15 protein-coding genes are annotated in these 17,206 nt (G+C 51.6%); all 15 read left to right on the forward strand.

The genetic code is table 11. From position 1 onward, the window contains the following. The first annotated feature begins 16 nt into the window (after positions 1-16). The gene (locus H7F31_RS19275; protein ID WP_187100096.1) at positions 17-1,423 is read left to right on the forward strand and encodes a flagellar assembly protein A; all 1,407 of its coding nucleotides are present in this window, start codon (positions 17-19) and stop codon (positions 1,421-1,423) included. Between the two features lie 42 nt (positions 1,424-1,465). Next, positions 1,466-1,795, forward strand: a complete 330-nt coding sequence (locus tag H7F31_RS19280; RefSeq protein ID WP_187100097.1) for a hypothetical protein — start codon at positions 1,466-1,468, stop codon at positions 1,793-1,795. Positions 1,796-2,077: 282 nt separating this feature from the next. Further along, complete coding sequence (locus tag H7F31_RS19285) at positions 2,078-2,680, forward strand: DUF6115 domain-containing protein (protein ID WP_187100098.1); 603 nt, start codon at positions 2,078-2,080, stop codon at positions 2,678-2,680. Beyond that, a complete protein-coding gene (locus H7F31_RS19290) occupies positions 2,673-3,236 on the forward strand; it encodes a hypothetical protein (RefSeq protein WP_187100099.1) in 564 nt (187 codons plus the stop codon). Before H7F31_RS19285 ends, H7F31_RS19290 begins: the two co-directional genes overlap by 8 nt. 250 nt (positions 3,237-3,486) lie before the next feature. Then, positions 3,487-4,185, forward strand: coding sequence for a 30S ribosomal protein S2 (gene rpsB, locus H7F31_RS19295; RefSeq protein WP_087570937.1), 699 nt, complete (start codon positions 3,487-3,489; stop codon positions 4,183-4,185). 234 nt (positions 4,186-4,419) lie between these two features. Next, the gene (gene tsf / locus H7F31_RS19300; RefSeq protein ID WP_187100100.1) at positions 4,420-5,070 is read left to right on the forward strand and encodes a translation elongation factor Ts; all 651 of its coding nucleotides are present in this window, start codon (positions 4,420-4,422) and stop codon (positions 5,068-5,070) included. Positions 5,071-5,185: 115 nt separating this feature from the next. Continuing rightward, a complete protein-coding gene (gene pyrH / locus H7F31_RS19305; RefSeq protein ID WP_087570946.1) occupies positions 5,186-5,914 on the forward strand; it encodes a UMP kinase in 729 nt (242 codons plus the stop codon). Next, the gene (gene frr, locus H7F31_RS19310) at positions 5,914-6,468 is read left to right on the forward strand and encodes a ribosome recycling factor (protein ID WP_187100101.1); all 555 of its coding nucleotides are present in this window, start codon (positions 5,914-5,916) and stop codon (positions 6,466-6,468) included. The genes pyrH and frr overlap by 1 nt, the downstream gene beginning before the upstream one ends. Positions 6,469-6,563: 95 nt before the next feature. Next, positions 6,564-7,334, forward strand: coding sequence for an undecaprenyl pyrophosphate synthase (locus H7F31_RS19315; protein WP_187100102.1), 771 nt, complete (start codon positions 6,564-6,566; stop codon positions 7,332-7,334). A gap of 27 nt (positions 7,335-7,361) precedes the next feature. Continuing rightward, on the forward strand, positions 7,362-8,156 hold the full coding sequence (locus tag H7F31_RS19320) for a phosphatidate cytidylyltransferase (protein ID WP_187100103.1): 795 nt from the start codon (positions 7,362-7,364) through the stop codon (positions 8,154-8,156). A gap of 19 nt (positions 8,157-8,175) precedes the next feature. Further along, the gene (locus H7F31_RS19325; protein ID WP_187100104.1) at positions 8,176-9,315 is read left to right on the forward strand and encodes a 1-deoxy-D-xylulose-5-phosphate reductoisomerase; all 1,140 of its coding nucleotides are present in this window, start codon (positions 8,176-8,178) and stop codon (positions 9,313-9,315) included. A 90-nt stretch (positions 9,316-9,405) separates the two neighbouring features. After that, complete coding sequence (gene rseP, locus H7F31_RS19330) at positions 9,406-10,680, forward strand: RIP metalloprotease RseP (RefSeq protein WP_187100105.1); 1,275 nt, start codon at positions 9,406-9,408, stop codon at positions 10,678-10,680. A gap of 10 nt (positions 10,681-10,690) precedes the next feature. Continuing rightward, positions 10,691-12,139 (forward strand): proline--tRNA ligase, encoded by a 1,449-nt coding sequence (gene proS / locus H7F31_RS19335; protein ID WP_087570930.1) that lies wholly within the window; start codon positions 10,691-10,693, stop codon positions 12,137-12,139. Between the two features lie 45 nt (positions 12,140-12,184). Continuing rightward, positions 12,185-16,489 carry a PolC-type DNA polymerase III gene (locus H7F31_RS19340; RefSeq protein WP_187100106.1) on the forward strand — a complete coding sequence of 1,435 codons (4,305 nt, stop codon included), beginning with the start codon at positions 12,185-12,187 and terminating at the stop codon, positions 16,487-16,489. Positions 16,490-16,697: 208 nt separating this feature from the next. Beyond that, the gene (gene rimP / locus H7F31_RS19345; protein WP_187100107.1) at positions 16,698-17,159 is read left to right on the forward strand and encodes a ribosome maturation factor RimP; all 462 of its coding nucleotides are present in this window, start codon (positions 16,698-16,700) and stop codon (positions 17,157-17,159) included. Positions 17,160-17,206: the final 47 nt, after the last annotated feature.

Below are 17,206 nucleotides of genomic sequence, written 5' to 3' on the forward strand. Positions count from 1 at the left end.
GAAGGGGGGGATACAGGTGGACAATCTACAACTGGATTCGTATTTACGATTGCAAACGTCGGCGGACAAGCTGACTGCCTTTATAGCATTCATTCGAATTACGGACGAATTTGCTTGTACGGCCGATGAGTTAGAGCTCTTCGTGCGAAGTAAGGGAGTTGTCCATGGTCTCCGAACCGACGTGCTGGATGGAATAAGCAGAAATCCTCTAGCTTATTGCAGGGAACAGACGATTATTGCGCAAGGCCAGAGTCCAAGTCCGGGCAAAGACGGCATGATACGATTCGTTTTCGATATGGACAATGACGAGCGCCGCCCAGCGGAGGGCGAAGATGGCAAGATAGACTTCAAGCAAGTCAATCAATTAAAAAACGTAAAACGCGGTCAACTGATCGCCGAGCTGGTAGAGCCAAGTGCCGGTCCACCGGGAAGAACGGTCACAGGCGAAGAAATTCCTCCGAAATACGGCAAGCGCGCTCACTTCAAAGTCGGCAAAAACGTCGTGCAGGGCGGGGATGGTTCTGCCTTGTATGCAGCAATTGATGGGTTGATTACGCTTACGGATAAGGTGAAAATCAACGTATTCCCCGTTTACGAAGTAAATGGCGACGTTGACTATCGCGTAGGAAATATCGATTTTGTAGGTACTGTCGTTATTCGCGGCAATGTGCTTAGCGGTTTCCGTGTAAAAGCATCTGGCGATATTCGTATTATTGGGGGAGTCGAAGGCGCCGAGCTTGAATCCGACGGTTCCATTGAGATTACCGGCGGTATTATGGCTGGCAACAAGGGTTATGTAAGAGCGCAAAACAATATACGCTGCTCTTTCATCCAAGACGGCAATGTCATCGCCGGCGCTGATGTATTGGTCTCCCAAAGCATTATGCATTCTCAAGTAAAAGCGGGACACAGCGTCATATGTTCTGGTGCAAAGGGGTTAATCGTCGGCGGAATCGTGCAAGCCGGAGAAACCGTATTAGCGAGGACGATCGGCAATCCGATGTCAACGAACACCGTCGTAGAAGCAGGCGTTAATCCTCAACTCAGGGACGAGCTCATGGAGCTTCGTACATCCCTTAGGCAATCGGTCGACAGTTTGGACAAAACCGAAAAGGCGCTGGTTATTCTTGATCAGATGGCGGCCGCGGGCCAATTGTCACCGGATCGGTTGGCTATGCGCATCAAGCTGAACGCGACCAAACGTCAGACGGTTGCCACCATCGACGAATGCAAAGATCGTATGCTCGAAATCGAGAAACTCCTTGAGGATTCGGGACGCTCCAAGGTGGATGTGAGCGGTACGATCTATGGCGGCGTAAAGATTGTAATCGGCCGTTATACCAAGTTCGTTAAAGACAGTGCGCAAAGAGTATCCTTCCGATTAATGGAAGGCGATATTGCTCTGGCACCCTATCATCCATAGACAGATTCTAGAAGTTAAGAATGTGGCGAAGGAGGGAAATCGATGACGTTCAAACCGTTAGATTTTCAAATATCCGTTCCACGAACACAAGAGTTTAGCGGCATGCAGCAGCAAGCGGCGCAACGACCGATTACGGAGCAGAACATGCTCGCCCATCAAACGGAAAAACATACTGAAGCGCAGCGATCCCAAAGCGCGGCGGTCGAACAGTCTTCGAACTCGGGGATTAAAGCCGATCAGGAAAATAACGGAGGCGGAGACCCTAGACAACAAGGCCGCGGCAAGGGACATGGCAAAGATGAATCCGCGAAGGAGCTTCCGCCGGAGTCCCCTCACCCCTACAAAGGACTGCGCTTTGACGTCAAGCTTTAAAAGGTTGTTCAAAAAGTCCGCTTTTGATCACGAAGTATACCACGGAGCTTATTCGACATCGAATATGTAATGTAAGCGAAACTTCCGGTGCTCACGTAGCTTCTACTACGCTCCGCTCCTCAGTTTCTACTTTCATTCCATCTTCTACAGCGTTTTTGAAAAAAACGCAGCATCGGAAGCATTAGCTCATGTGCTGAAAACCGAACTTTTTGAACTCGCACTTTAAAAGGTTGTTCAAAAAGTCCGATTTCTCTCTAACAAAATGGAAGGGCGGTAGTTCAGGTGGAGCCATGGCATTACATCGCGTTGCTGGGCGCCGTTATAGCAGTATGGGCGCTCAGCCTGCCCAGGAATAAAGCGCCGAATCCGCCTGTACAGTCTGTGCAGAACATGGAGACGGCGCTGGAGCAATTTATGGAGAATATGGAGAAGGATAATGAAGAGTTAATGGAGATGATCGCTAATGCGCAGGCAGACTCCAAGCAGGAAACGGAACGCAAGGATGCACGCATAGCCGCGCTGGAACAACGCTGCGAGGCGTTAGGCGATCAACTGCAGCAAACGCTGGACAAACTGGCGAACACAGCATCAGCAGCGGCCGCTGCTAACGTACCCGTCCATGAGGAGGCTTCTGTTGTTTCGATGCCGGCACAAGGGGAGAACTCCCGATTGGACTACCATGATGCGCAATCTCCGCATCATGAGCAATCAAGCGCGAGACCTTCCGACCAATCACAATCCATAGCATCCAGATACTCGGATCTGTTCCGCCTGTATCAGGAGGGCAAATCCATCGAAGCGATTGCCAAAAAACTTGGCATGAACAAAGGCGAGGTTCAATTGATCATCGGCCTTGCCAAGCAGGAAGAGGCGCGGCATGTTTAACAAACGTTCATTTATGTTGGGATTAGGTCTTGGCATTATCGTCGGCGCCATGCTGCTTCAGTTGTTCAACATGGGCGAATCCAGCCAGAATCGATTGGATGAGCTTGGCAAGGAGATTGAACAAGGCGGCTTGCCATCCTCCTCGCAATCGCCCGTTGAAAGCGGGGCATCTCAAGATTCAACCGATTCCCGCGATCAAGCCGCAGCCGAGTCGGAGGGGCCTGAACCTTCGCCGCAGCCGGAAGCGACTGCTGCGACGCCTAAGGAAGCTCCGTCCGCTACGCCTCTTGCCGAGGCAACCTCCGAACCATTCGAACCATTTGTCGTACGGATCAAGCCCGGCATGAGTCTTACCGAAACAGCCGAGCTGCTGCTGCAAGCAGGCGCTATTAAGGATTCGCAATCATTTATCGATGAAATGAAGTCATCAAGCACGCCGGTACGAGCCGGTTATTTTTTGTTTGACCGCGATGAACTAAACGCGGAGCAAGCAGCCGCCATCGTCTCCGGAAAACCGATTACGGCTAAACAAGCCGAAAGATATCCTGCAAAGTGAAACGTCTATCGTCATCCTATGGCGGCGCAGATCGTTTCATTGCGGGAATTAAACGATAAATTCAACGAAATTCGGCAAATATTGAGAAAAGCTTGTTGCATGCGTCAGTACAATGTGATATATTAATTGACGGTGTTAAAAACACACGCCGCTCAATTCCGTTGACGGTGCTTTCGCCCGGCGAAAGTTTCGACGGAAGAAGCGAACGGCGGAGGGACACACAAAAACCATTACAGGAGGTGTTGAAGAAATGGCGGTTATTTCCATGAAACAGCTTCTCGAAGCTGGGGTACACTTCGGTCACCAGACTCGTCGCTGGAACCCTAAGATGGATCGTTATATCTTCACAGAAAGAAACGGAATTTACATTATCGACTTGCAAAAAACGGTTAAAAAAGTTGACGAAGCATACAACTTTGTTAAATCGATCGCGGCTGAAGGCGGCACAATGCTGTTCGTAGGCACGAAAAAGCAAGCTCAAGACTCCGTAAAGGAAGAAGCCGAGCGTTGCGGCAACTTCTACATCAACCAACGTTGGCTCGGCGGCACGCTGACGAACTTCCAAACGATTCAGAAGCGTATCGATCGTCTGAAGCAACTGGAGAAGTGGGAAGAGGATGGCACTTTCGAGGTTCTGCCTAAGAAAGAAGTTATCATCCTTCGCAAAGAAAAAGAACGTCTTGAGAAATTCTTGGGCGGCATCAAAGGCATGAAGGGTCTGCCAAGCGCACTCTTTATCATCGATCCGCGCAAAGAGCGCATCGCGGTTGCCGAAGCTCGCAAATTGGGTATCCCAATTGTAGGCATCGTCGACACGAACTGCGATCCGGACGAAATCGACTACGTTATCCCTGGTAACGACGATGCAATCCGCGCAGTTAAGCTGCTGACAGCTAAGATGGCGGACGCTATCGTAGAAGCTAACCAAGGCGAACAAACAACGGCTTAAGCCATACTTGCGAATTTACAATTTAGCAAACAACAAAGGGTGGTCAGATGGTGCAAACCTCTCGCTACCCTTTTTTTGACCACAATGGAATTTATAAATTTCCGAGCTTGTCGGAAATCTGAAATTCTTATTGGCGATAAAAACCACCAATAAACGCGGTCGCTCATCACTGAAGTACTTCGATAGAAGTTTTTCTCACAAAAATTATGATGTAAACTTTTAGGAGGGTTTTTTATGGCAGTTAGCGCTAGCGCGGTTAAAGAGCTTCGCGAAAGAACGGGAGCAGGCATGCTCGATTGCAAAAAAGCACTTGACGAAACAGGCGGCGACGTTGAAAAAGCGATCGCATTGCTTCGCGAAAAAGGCCTTTCGGCAGCTGCAAACAAAGCTGGCCGCATCGCCACTGAAGGCGTAGTAGAGTCTTACATCCATGCAGGCGGCCGTATCGGCGTTATCGTTGAAGTCAACTGCGAGACGGACTTCGTTGCGAAGACGGACCAATTCCGCGAATTCGCTAGAGATATCGCTATGCAAATCGCTGCATCTAATCCGAAATTCGTAAGCCGCGAAGAAGTTCCTGGCGACGAGATCGAAAAGGAAAAAGAAATCCTTAAAAACCAAGCTCTCAACGAAGGCAAACCAGAAAAAATCGTTGAAAAAATGGTCGAAGGACGCATCTCCAAGTACTACGAGGAGTTCTGCCTGCTGGAGCAAAGCTTCATTAAAGATCCGGACAAAACGATCAGCAACTTGCTGAACGAAAAAATCAGCAAAATCGGCGAAAACATCTCGATCCGTCGTTTCGTTCGTTACGAGCTGGGCGAAGGCCTCGAGAAAAAAGTAGACAATTTCGTAGAAGAAGTTATGGCTCAAGCAAAACTGTAATCCGAACGCGAGAGGCGGGGCGGGGCGTCCGCCCCGCCTCCTTTTTTTGAAACGGGAACGATCTGAAATACAATTCAAAGAACCTCACCCGAGGTGCATGATGGAGGTTAACATGTTGGAGCATCCTGTATACAAACGCATCGTGTTGAAAGTAAGCGGAGAGTCCTTGTCCGGGCAGGAAGGCTACGGCATCGAGGCATCGGTTATTTCGTCGATTGCCAATCAAGTAAAGGAAGTCGTGGAGCTTGGCGTTGAAGTTGCCATCGTCGTTGGCGGCGGCAACATCTGGAGAGGCATCGCCGGTACGGCGAAAGGAATTGATCGTGCTACGGCCGACTACATGGGCATGCTGGCGACGGTCATGAACTCGCTTGCGCTTCAAGACGCGCTAGAGCAAATCGATGTGCCAACTCGCGTTCAAACTTCGATCGCTATGCAACAAATCGCAGAGCCGTATATACGCCGCCGTGCAATTCGTCACCTGGAGAAAGGCCGCGTCGTTATCTTCGCAGCAGGCACGGGCAACCCGTTTTTCTCTACGGATACAACAGCTGCTCTGCGCGCCGCTGAAATTGAGGCCGAGGTTATCCTGATGGCGAAAAATAAGGTGGACGGCGTCTATTCGGCCGATCCATTTAAGGACGACACTGCGGAGAAATTCGAAGAGCTGACTTACCTGGATATGCTCAACCGCAATCTTGGCGTGATGGATTCTACAGCCTCCTCGTTATGCATGGATAACAATATCCCGCTAATCGTCTTCTCGATTACGGAGAACGGAAATATTAAACGTGTCGTCCTTGGCGAAAAGATCGGCACAATCGTGAAAGGAAGTGCGAAATAATGCCGCAAAGCATCAAAAAAAGCGCCGATGAGCGCATGGATAAAGCAATTGGAGCGTTCCGGCGCGATCTGGCCACGCTTCGCGCGGGAAAAGCAAGTCCCGCTCTGTTCGATCGGATTCAGGTTGAATACTACGGAGCAATGACGCCGCTTAACCAACTTGCGAATATTAATACGCCTGACAGCCGCACGCTGATGATTCAACCATGGGACAAATCGTCCGTATCCGCAATCGAGAAAGCGATTCTGAAATCCGATCTCGGTCTTACTCCATCCAACGATGGTTCCGCGATTCGTATCTCGGTACCGCCGCTTACGGAAGAACGTCGTGCCGATCTTGTGAAAACAGCCAAAAAATTCGCCGAAGAAGCAAAGGTCGCCATCCGCAACATTCGCAGAGATGCGAACGACGATATTAAAAAGCTGGAGAAAACCGATATTTCTGAAGATGAATCCCGCCGCCATCAGGAAGATATCCAGAAGGCAACCGACAAATTTATCGCAGAAGTCGAGAAAGTATTGTCCGCCAAAGAAAAAGAGATTATGGAAGTCTGATTGGCGAAGAACCTGCCTCTACACGCGGCCGCAAACGCATTGCGGCTCCCGATAGAGGTTTTCTCATTTCTTATTTCTGATTGGGAGGAAGTCAGATGATCAAGCGGCTTTGGGCAAATCGAAGCAAAGCGAAAGCGTCCTTACCGCATACCGAAGGCATTCCGCCCGAGAATGTACCGGAACATGTAGCGATCATTATGGACGGGAACGGCCGTTGGGCCAAGCGCAGGGGTCTGCCTCGCATGGCAGGCCACCATTCCGGCATGAAAACCGTGAAGCGCATAACCATTGAGGCTAATCGGCTTGGCGTCAAATATTTGACGTTATATGCGTTCTCGACCGAAAACTGGAAACGTCCAAAAGCGGAGGTGGATTTCCTGATGAAGCTGCCTCAGCAATTTTTGGAGATCGAGCTGGATGATCTGATCGCGAACAATGTGCAGGTTAAGATGATGGGACATCGAGAGGACTTGCCGCCTCACACGCTTAGCGCGGTTGACGAGGCAATATCGAAGACGGCCGGCAATACGGGGCTAGTTCTAAACTTCGCCCTCAATTATGGGAGCCGCAAGGAGATGCTGGAGACGGTGCAAGCGATCGCTGCAGATGTGCGCGAGGGCAAGCTGACACCCGAACAGATCAATGATGAGTTATTCAGCCAAAGGCTGCTGTCAGGCGAACTGCCGGATCCGGATCTTCTCATTCGAACAAGCGGAGAGCTCCGATTAAGCAATTTCATGTTATGGCAATTGGCGTACTCCGAGCTGTGGTTTACGGACGTCTATTGGCCGGAATTCACGGAACAACATTTTCATGAAGCGATAGAAGAGTATGGACGCCGCGCCCGCCGATACGGCGGCGTGTAGCGCAACTAGACGGAGTGTGACCATCCTTTGAAACAACGATTGATAACGGGCATTCTCGCCGGGGCTTTATTTGTTGCGCTAACGATCGCGGGAGGCGCTTTCTATACCGGATTGCTCATTCTGCTTGCCATTATCGGTTTTAGTGAATATGTACGCATGAATGGCGTTAAGCCGCTGCATCCAGCCGCACTGGTTGGTTATGCCGGCGTATTGCTGTTTGTGCTGCCCTGGGCTTCTTGGAAGATTGAGATTCCTTCGATGCCCACCATCGTTTGGATGCTCATGTTCCTACTGTTAGCCGTTACCGTGCTGAGCAAAAACAAGTTTACCATCGACGGTGCCGCTCTAATGCTTCTAGGAGCCATCTATGTCGGCTATGGCTTCTCGGCTATGATCGATGTCCGTACGATGGAATCAAACGGACTTTTCTGGTCATTCTTGTCATTCGGCTGTATATGGGCTTCCGATGTGGGTGCCTACTTCGTGGGCAAAGCGATCGGCAAGCATAAGCTGTGGCCGGAAATCAGCCCCAACAAAACCGTGGAAGGGGCGCTTGGCGGCGTTGCGCTGGCACTAATCGTTGCGGTTGTATTCGCTTTGTCGGCCCCGGATATTATTGGCTTGCCGAAGGCGCTGCTGATCGGACTTGTGGCGGCTGTCGCCGGACAATTCGGCGATCTTATTCAGTCTGCCTACAAACGGGTCAGAGCGATCAAGGATACGGGAACTTTGCTGCCTGGGCACGGCGGCGTACTTGACCGCTGCGACAGCTGGATTATCGTATTTCCGCTGCTGCTGTTATGCGGCCTCATTCCGGTGTAGCAGTATTGGAGGAACATAGATGAAAAAAATAGCTTTGTTAGGCTCCACAGGCTCAATCGGTACGCAAACATTGGATATCGTTCGGCATCATCCCGAACGATTTGCGATAACCGCTTTGACAGCAGGCTCGAATACAGAACTGGTCGTTGCCCAAGCGAAAGAGTTCAAGCCGTCAATCGTGAGCATGGCTACCAAAGATCTTGCGGACCGGGTGTCGCCGCATCTGCCTACGGGTACGCGTGTTGTATACGGCGATGAAGGTTTAATCGAAGCGGCCTCGGGGACGGACGCAGATACGGTAGTTACGGCCATAATGGGCAGTCGGGGCTTGCCGGCAACATTGGCGGCGATCGAAGAGGGCAAGACGATCGGACTAGCCAATAAAGAGACGCTTGTCACAGCGGGTCATATCGTAATGGCCCGAGCCCATGAGAAAAGCGTGCCGATCATTCCAATCGACAGCGAGCATTCGGCCATCTACCAATGTTTGAACGGAGAGCCAATGAGAGGTGTTCGGGGCATTACCCTCACCGCCTCCGGCGGATCGTTCCGCGACCGGACACGCAGCGAGTTGGAAGGCGTGACGGTTGCGGAAGCGCTCAGCCATCCGAACTGGTCCATGGGAGCGAAGATCACCATCGATTCGGCCACTATGGTCAACAAGGGATTGGAAGTCATTGAAGCGCATTGGCTGTTCGATCTTGCGTATGATCAGATAAACGTACTTATCCATCCCGAGAGCATCATTCACTCCTATGTGGAGTTCGTCGACCATAGTATCGTCGCGCAGCTTGGCATGCCGGATATGCGTGTACCGATCCAATATGCCTTAACGTATCCGGAGCGACATACGACACCGACCGAAAGGCTGGATCTGGCCGCAATCGGCAAGCTGCACTTCCGGGAGATGGACTTCGAACGATATCCTTGTCTGAGGATGGCATTCGAATGCGGTCGATTAGGCCGTTCGGCTCCTGCCGTCTATAATGCAGCCAATGAAATCGCCGTGGATCGTTTCCTTCGAGGGGAGATCGCCTTCCTTGACATCGAAAGGGTGCTGGAGACGGTGCTGGCGCGGCATGAGGTCAGTGAAGTCAATGATTTGGACAGCATCGCAGAAGCAGACATATGGGCACGCCGCCTGGCGGCATCGGTCTGACTATCATCCCAGAAAGTGGTTCTCTTGTTTCGTACGGGAGAATAATGATAATCTATGTACAGGCCGTAACGAACAGGAGGCAAGGCTTCTATGGAAACAATTCAGGTCGTATTTATGACCGTGCTCGTTTTTTTCGTCATTGTGACAATCCATGAATGGGGCCATTACTTTTTCGCCAAGAGAGCCGGCATTCTCGTCAGAGAATTTGCAATCGGCTTCGGACCCAAGCTTTTCTCCGTCAAGCGTGGAGAAACCAGATATACGCTAAGGCTGATTCCGGCGGGCGGCTTTGTCCGCATGGCTGGCGAAGATCCCGAAATAGTAGAGGTTCAGCCAGGTCAGACGGTAGCGGTTCGGATCAAGGATGATAAGGTGACGCGCATCTTTCTCGATCGCCTGGATGAGCGCAACGATACCGTTCGCGGCGAGGTTGAGCACGTCGATCTGGAGCGCAGCCTGTCCATCAGGCTGAACGTAGAGGGCGAGTCCGAAACGTATGTCGTGCACACGCAAGCGCTTGTGATCGCGAGAGGCAAAGATACTCAGATTGCTCCTATCGACCGTCATTTCGGCAGCAAACCACTGCGCCATCGCGCGATGGCAATCTTTGCCGGTCCGATGATGAATTTTATCCTGGCTTTCGTTCTCTTCGGGGCATACGTTCAGATGGTCGGCGTTCCGGCAGAGAATCCGACCTACATGTCCATTACGAGAGTGGAAGAAAGCATGCCCGCTGCGGAAGCAGGTCTTAAAAAAGGCGATATCGTCAACTCCATAAACGGTATAGCGATCGGCACCGATCTCGACAAGCTGATTGATATTATCGCTAAGTCGCCGAACGTGGAAGTCAAGATTGATATTGTCAGGGATGGAGCGCCGCTCAGCATAAATGTGACCCCGAGACCGAATGAAGCCGGCGAAGGCAAGGTAGGAATCAGCGCCGCGCCCCCAAACCGCTCGGCATCGTTCGGGGAGACCATTACGAGATCCGCCACGCTCATGAAGGATATGACCGTTTATATTTTTGAAAGCTTCAAAATGCTCATTACCGGCCAGTTCAAACTCGACGATCTGGGCGGTCCGGTTAGAACGGCGGAAGTGACGAGTCAAATTGCCAAACAGGGGATCGTACAGTTGACCTCATGGACGGCATTGCTCAGCTTGTACTTAGGCATCTTTAACCTGCTGCCCGTACCTGCACTGGACGGCAGCAGACTGCTGTTCCTTGGGCTTGAGGCCGTCAGAAGGCGGCCGCTCGATCCCAATAAAGAAAGTATGGTTCATTTCATCGGATTCGCGATGTTGATGTTATTGATGCTGGTTGTGACCTATAACGATATTTTACGATTAGTACGAGGGGAGTAGTCAGTCGCTCATGTCCAAGGATAAAGGATTCGTAACGGAAATTACGCCGCAAAGCGAAGATTTCTCAAAATGGTATATAGACGTCATCAAAAAAGCGGAATTAATGGATTATTCTCCTGTGCGCGGATGTATCGTATTCCGTCCGGAAGGCTATGAGCTGTGGGAAAACATGCAGCGCGAACTGGACTCGAAGTTCAAGGAGACGGGACATCGCAACGCATATTTCCCGCTCTTTATTCCGGAGAGCTTCTTCCAGAAGGAGAAGGAGCACGTGGAAGGCTTCAATCCCGAGCTTCCTTGGGTAACCGAGGCGGCAGGCGAGAAGCTGGAAGAACGTCTGGCGATTCGCCCAACCTCAGAGACGATGATCGGCCATATGTATGCGAAGTGGATACAGTCCTATCGCGACCTGCCTGTATTGATCAACCAATGGGCGAACGTCGTACGCTGGGAAAAGCGCACGCTGCCTTTCCTGCGGACCAGCGAATTCCTGTGGCAAGAGGGTCATACGGCGCACGAGAACGAAGAGGAAGCCCGCCAGGAAACGATGCAAATGCTGGAGGTATACACCAATTTCGTCGAGAATTTTTTGGCGATTCCGGTTATTAAAGGCGAGAAAACGCCTTCCGAGCGGTTCGCCGGCGCGGTGGATACGTATTCCATCGAAGCGATGATGAAGGACGGGCGCGCGGTGCAGGCAGGAACGTCCCATTACCTGGGCACAAAGTTTGCCGTAGCGTTCGATATCAAATATTTGGACCGCGAGAATACGTTGCAGTTCTGCCATACGACTTCGTGGGGCGTCAGCACGCGCCTAATCGGCGCGCTGATCATGGTTCATGGCGACGATCGCGGCCTGGCGCTTCCGCCGAAGGTAGCTCCGACGCAAGTGATCATGATTCCGATTGGTCCCGCGAAGACTCGCGACCAAGTGGTCGGAAGAGTGGACGAGCTGTATGCCGAGCTTAAGAAAGCCGGAGTGCGCGTCCGCGTCGACGATCGCAGCGACGTAAGCCCGGGCTGGAAGTTCAACGAATACGAAATGCGCGGCGTACCGCTTCGTCTGGAGCTTGGACCTCGCGATATGGAGAACGGCGTAGTCGTCCTTGTTTCGCGCATTACAGGGGAAAAGCGCATTGTGCAGCAAGCCGATCTTCTTGTTGAAGTTCAGCGTATGCTGGACGAGACGCAGGTCGAAATGTTTGAACGTGCCAAGTCGTTCCGCGAAAGCAACTCCCGCAGCGTGGACACTTTGGACGAGATGAAGGCATTCCTGGAGGAGCAGCGCGGATTCGTGGAAGCGGGCTGGTGCGGTTCCGAGGCATGCGAGAAACAAGTGAAGGAAGAGACGGGAGCTACGAGCCGCAACATTCCGTTTAACCCTGCATCGCAGAAATCAACCTGTTTGGTATGCGGCGACGCCTCCAAACACACTGTCGTATTTGCGCGCGCATATTAATATCGGCGTAGATCCAGAAGTTCGAATCGACAGGAGTGAACGATCATGTCCAACGACAAGCGACAGCGCTTCGAGCTGCTTATGCAGCAAGCGGAGCTGCCGCAGGAGCTTATTCATACTTATTTCCAGGATGGCCATATCGAGCAAGTAATTGTAAGCAAGTCCAACCGTGAATGGACGTTTTGCATCCGCAAAACGTCCATAGTGCCTTTACAGGCCTATACGGGCTTCTGTGAAGCGGTTCGCCGGAAATTCCATCACATTGCCGACGTTTCGTTTTTGATCCAATATGAACCTGTCATCGATACGGAAAATATCGTTATGCAATACTGGCCGCTCTTTATGGAATGGGCTCAGCGAGAGATCGCCTCCGTTAACGGCTGGTTGCAGAAAGCGGCGCTTGCCGCTCAAGGCGATGCTATTACGCTGACGCTCATGGATTCCACAGGGCTTGAGCTTGCAAAGAAAAAAAAGGTCGACGAAGCGGTCGTTTCATTCTATCGGACTTACTTTGACCGCGAATGCAAGGTAAAGCTGGCCGTAGGGGAAGCGAACCAGGAAATTTACGACCAATTTATGATGAAGATCGAGCAGGAGGAGCGGGAGGCCGTTCAGCAACTGATGGCGGAATCCTACGTGGAGAGCGAAGAAGACGACGGCGAAGAAGCCGTGCGATTGGCTGTCGGCTACGACATCCGCGATGAAGCCGTGCCTCTCATGAACATTCAGGACGAGGAAAAGAAAATAACGGTGCAAGGCGCCGTATTCGGGCTTGATATGAAGGAGCTGCGCAACGGCAGCACGCTCTTTACCTTCAACGTCACCGACTTCTCGGATTCCATTGCGATGAAGATGTTCGCCAAGACAAAAGATGATGTCAAAATTTTGTCCCAGCTCGCAAATGGAAAGTGGGTAAAGGCTCGCGGACGGATCGAATACGACCGTTTTATGCAGGAGCCGGAGCTCGTTATGATGCCGAACGATCTGCATGAAGTTCTCGCACCTCCGGATCGGAAGGATCATGCCGAGGAAAAACGCGTCGAATTCCATCTGCATACGACGATGAGCACGATGGATGCCGTGACATCGATTGGCGACTATGTGAAGACGGCGGCAAAGTGGGGACATAAGGCGATTGCCGTGACGGATCACAGCAACGTGCAATGTTATCCCGATGCCGTCAAAGCCGCCAAGAAACATGACATCAAAGTGCTGTTCGGCGTGGAAGCGAACGTCGTCAACGATGCGGTCCCCATGGTTCTGAATTCCCGGCAGGAGCCTCTTGCTACGGCAACCTACATCGTATTCGACATCGAGACGACGGGTTTGTCCGTCGTAAACAACAAGATCATCGAGCTCGCGGGCGTTCGGATGCGTGAAGGCAAAGAAGTGAATCGGTTCTCGACCTTTATCAACCCGCATGAGAAAATTCCGTATCATATTCAACAGCTCACGAACATTAATGACGAGATGGTGCAGGATGCGCCTGAGCTTGAACCGAAGCTGCGCGAGTTTATCGAATTTATAGGCGACGATGTTCTGGTTGCGCATAACGCCCGCTTTGATATCGGCTTTATCCAGGCGAACTGCAAATCACTGGGATTGCCCGAAGTAAACAACCCGGTGTTGGACACGCTGGAATTGGCGAGATTTTTACACCCGACGATGAAGAATCACAGGCTTAATACGCTGTCGGACAAGTATAAGATCAGCCTGGACAATCATCACCGTGCCATCGACGACTCCGTCGCGCTTGGCGGCGTATTGTTCGGCTTGATAGGCGACGCTGCGGAGCGCAACGTCAGGGATTTGCATCAATTAAATGATTATGTCGGTCTGGACTTATCCAATCAACGTCCTTTTCATTGCAATATTTATGCTCTTAATGCCGTGGGCAAAAAAAATCTGTTCAGGCTGATTTCGATTTCCCACACGGAATATTTTAAACGCGTTGCTACCATTCCGAAGAGCAAGCTGGTGGAGCTCAGAGAAGGATTGCTTGTCATCTCCGGCTGCGAGAAAAGCGAATTTTTCGAAACGGTGCTAAACAAGTCTCATGAAGAAGCGCAGGATATCGCGGAGTTCTATGATGTGCTGGAGATTCAGCCGATCGACTTCTACATGCATCTCGTGGAAAAAGGACTTGTTGGCAGCCGGGCCGAAATCGAAGGCGCGATGCGGCGCATCTGTCAAATCGGCGACGCGCTGGGCAAACCTGTCATCGCGACGGGCAACGTACATTATTTGAACCCGCGGGACAAGATGTATCGGGACATTACGATTGGCGGCATTACCGGATTTAGTCCGCTTAAGGGCATGCGCAAGCCTGATGCCCACTTCCGCACAACCGAAGAGATGCTGGCGGAATTCGCGTTTCTGGGCGAAGCTCGCGCTCGCGAAGTCGTCGTGACGAACACCTCGGCGCTCGCAGATCGTTTTGAAGCCTACGACATGTTTCCGAGGGAACTATTTACTCCCAACATCGAGGGAGCAGACGAGGAAATTAGGAACACCTGCTATGATACGGCGAAGTCCATGTATGGGGAAGATCTGCCGCAGGTCGTCATCGACCGCCTGGAGAAGGAGCTTGTTCCGATAATCAAATATAAATTCTCCGCCAACTATCTCATCTCGGAGAAGCTGGTGAAGAAGTCGAACCGGGACGGGTACTTGGTCGGCTCCCGGGGTTCTGTAGGCTCATCGGTCGTTGCGACGTTCCTCGGCATCTCCGAGGTTAACCCGCTTCCCGCCCATTATCTATGCCTGAACAAGGAATGCAAAACCAGCGAATGGTTTCTCGACGGCAGCGTGCCGAGCGGCTTCGACCTGCCTTCCAAAGCTTGCCCGAATTGCGGGCAGCCGATGAAGGGCGAGGGACAGGACATACCGTTTGAAACGTTCCTCGGTTTCAAGGGCGACAAAGTTCCCGATATCGACTTGAACTTCTCGGGTGAATATCAGCCTATAGCCCACAACTTTACAAAAGAGATGTTCGGCGAGAAATGCGTATACCGTGCGGGTACGATCGGCACGGTCGCGGAGAAGACGGCATACGGCTTCGCCAAAAAATACGAAGAAGAGCATCACAAGAAGTGGCGCGGGGCTGAGCTTGCAAGACTTGCGAGCGGCTGTACAGGCGTTAAACGAAGCACGGGCCAGCATCCGGGCGGCATCGTGGTCGTGCCGGATTATATCGAGGTCGAGGACGTCACCCCGGTCCAGTATCCGGCCGACGACGTAAACGCCGAGTGGAAGACGACCCACTTCGACTATCACGCCTTTGACGAGAACTTGCTCAAGCTCGATATTCTGGGCCACGACGATCCGACGATGATGCGCATGCTCCAGGACTTGACCGGCGTCGATCCGACGACAATCCCCATGAACGATCCAAAAGTCATGAGCATGTTCAACTCGACGGCTGCGCTCGGCGTATCGCCGGAACAGATCCGCTCCTCTGTCGCCACTTATGGCGTACCGGAGATGGGGACGAAGTTCGTCCGCCAGATGCTTCAGGAAACGCAGCCGTCGTCGTTCGCCGACTTGCTGCAAATTTCCGGATTGTCTCATGGCACTGGCGTCTGGCTCGGCAACGCGCAGGAGCTTATCAAGAACGGGACCTGCAACATCAAAACGGTAATCGGCTGTCGTGACGATATCATGTTGTATCTTATCTATAAGGCAGGGATGGACGCGGGACTCGCCTTTAAAATTACGGAGAGCGTCCGAAAGGGCAGAGGTCTGACGCCGGAATGGATAGAAGAGATGAAACGTTGCAAGGTGCCGGCGTGGTACATTGATTCCTGCTTGCGCATCGAATACATGTTCCCGAAGGCGCATGCGGCGGCTTACGTTATATCCGCCGTGCGCACCGCCTTCTTCAAGCTGTATTATCCTATCCATTATTACGCGACCTACTTTACTGTTCGTGCGGACGATTTCGATTTGGAGCTGTTGTGCCAAGGTTACGAAGCTATCTTGCGCAAGCTGATCGAGATCGAAGCCAAAGGATTCAACGCAACGCCAAAAGAGAAAAACATGGTGTCGCAGCTGGAGATGTCGCTGGAGATGACGGCTCGCGGCTTCTCGTTTAAGCCGATCGATCTGTATCGCTCCGATGCCATCAAATTCCAGGTGGATGGCGACTCGCTCGTTCCGCCGTTTGCCGCGATAGCGGGAATTGGCGACAACGCTGCACGCAATATTGCTGCCGCAAGGAATGAAGGGGAGTTTCTGTCGATCGAGGACTTCCAGATGAAGTCCAAAGCGACGAAAACCATTATTGAAGTACTTAACGGCATGGGCTGCTTCCGCGGTCTGCCGGAATCCAATCAATTGTCGTTATTCTGACGTTAGGCCGTTGTGCAGCACTAGAAATCATTCCTTGTCACTTATTTGGGATTATGTTATAATTTTTGTGGCAATGATGAGGATAGATCTTTGATGCAGAAGAGTGGGGAAACCCACTCTTTACGTTTTGTAATCGGAAATTCTCGTTGCCCTGATCAGCGGAATTTACTTTTCCGCGCATGCAACCATTACAGGAGGTTTACTCAATTTGAGCACATCCACTATCAAATCCTCGATTGAGGCTATGGTGACGCCTTACCTCAACGAACAAGGTTTTGAGCTGGTCGATATCGAATACATCAAGGAAGGCAGCAACTGGTTCCTCAGAATCTTCGTCGACAAGGACGGAGGCATCGACATCGATGAATGCGGACGGATCAGCGAATTCGTCAGCGAGCAGTTGGATAAAAACGATCCCATCTCAGGCGCTTATTTCCTGGAGGTATCGTCCCCCGGGGCGGAGCGTCCGCTCAAGAAACCCGAGGACGTGGTTAAGGCGATAGGCAAACATGTGTTCATGACTACATATGAGCCTGTTGACGGCTCCAAGGAATTTGAGGGTTTGCTCGTATCGTTCGACGGCGTGCAGGCCGTCATTCGCATAGGCAAAAAACAGCATACGTTGCCGTACGCCAAAGTCGCCAGCGCCAGATTGGCTATTGTATTTTAGGTTACACCTATTATCGTTTTTATTTTCGAAAGGAGGATCAACGTTCC

Origin of the sequence: Paenibacillus sp. PAMC21692 (assembly GCF_014303795.1) — a bacterium.
Taxonomy (GTDB): Bacteria; Bacillota; Bacilli; order Paenibacillales; family Paenibacillaceae; genus Pristimantibacillus; species Pristimantibacillus agaridevorans.